Here is a 1510-nt window from a genome sequence, read left to right as displayed (position 1 = left end):
CCTCGCGGACATCCAGGCCGGCACCTTCGCCAAGCGCTTCATCGACGACCAGGACGCCGGCGCGCCGGAGTTCAAGGCGCTGCGCAAGAAGGGTGAGGACCACCCGATCGAGGCCACCGGCCGCGAACTGCGCAAGCTGTTCTCCTGGATCAAGAACGAAGACGACTACACCGAAGGAACAGTGGCCCGCTAGGCATTGCCCGGCAGGGGAGCCGGACACCACATCCTGGGGTCCGGCTTCCCTGCTGTCCAGCACCACCCGCACCACCCGATTCACCAAAATCCCCACCAGATACACAAGAGAGCTAAAGAGGTCACCGGTGACAAGCACCAAACCTGTCGTACTCCTCGCTGAGGAACTTTCGCCCGCCACAGTCGAGGCCCTCGGCCCGGACTTTGAAATCCGCCAGACTGACGGCTCCGACCGTTCCCAGCTGCTCTCCGCGATCGCCGACGTCGACGCGATCCTGGTCCGCTCCGCCACCCAGCTGGACGCCGAGGCCATCGCCGCCGCCAAGAACCTCAAGGTCATCGCCCGCGCCGGCGTCGGCCTGGACAACGTGGACATCAAGGCGGCCACCCAGGCCGGGGTCATGGTGGTCAACGCGCCGACCTCCAACATCGTCTCCGCCGCCGAACTGACCGTCGGGCACATCCTGAGCCTCGCCCGCCACATCCCTCAGGCCAGCTCCGCCCTCAAGGACGGGGAGTGGAAGCGCTCCAAGTACACCGGCATCGAGCTCTTCGAGAAGAAGATCGGCATCATCGGCCTGGGCCGGATCGGCGCCCTGGTCGCGGCCCGCCTGAAGGGCTTCGACACCAAGATCCTCGCGTACGACCCCTACATCACCTCCGCCCGGGCCGCCCAGCTCGGCGTGCAGCTGGTGACGCTCGACGAGCTCCTGGCCCAGTCGGACTTCATCACCATCCACATGCCCAAGACCCCGGAAACCGTCGGCATGCTCGGCGCCGAGGCGTTCAAGAAGATGAAGAGCACGGCGTACGTCGTCAACGTCGCCCGCGGCGGCCTGGTGGACGAGGAAGCCCTCTACACCGCGCTGCAGGCCGGTGACATCGCCGGCGCCGGCGTCGACGTCTTCTCCAAGGAACCCAGCACCGACCTGCCGTTCTTCAAACTCGACAACGTCGTGGTGACCCCGCACCTGGGCGCCTCCACCGACGAGGCCCAGGAAAAGGCCGGCGTCTCCGTCGCCAAGTCCGTCCGCCTGGCCCTGGCCGGCGAACTGGTCCCCGACGCCGTCAACGTCGCCGGCGGTGTCATCGCACCGGACGTCCGCCCCGGCATCCCGCTGATGGAAAAGCTGGGCCGCATCTTCACCGCGCTGACCCATGCCTCCCTCACCCAGTTCGACGTCGAGGTGGCCGGCGAGATCTCCTCGCTCGATGTCAAGGTCCTGGAACTCGCGGCGCTCAAGGGCATCTTCGCCGACGTCGTGACCGAGCAGGTCTCCTACGTCAACGCACCCGTCATCGCCGAGCAGCGCGGCAT

At 66.9% G+C, this 1510-nt stretch carries 1 protein-coding gene and 1 pseudogene; both read left to right on the top strand.

Annotation, left to right across the window (positions count from 1 at the left end):
- Window positions 1–193, top strand: a pseudogene (locus LQV45_RS31705) (ketol-acid reductoisomerase); the annotation flags it as partial.
- Between the two features lie 127 nt (window positions 194–320).
- The coding region (serA, locus tag LQV45_RS31700; RefSeq protein ID WP_230011394.1) for a phosphoglycerate dehydrogenase at window positions 321–1510 on the top strand (1190 nt) is incomplete at its 3' end.

This window comes from Microbacterium sp. Bi128, from assembly GCF_918698205.1.
The sequence above is the reverse complement of the archived record's forward strand: the minus strand, read 5'-3'. Positions and strand labels throughout refer to the sequence as shown.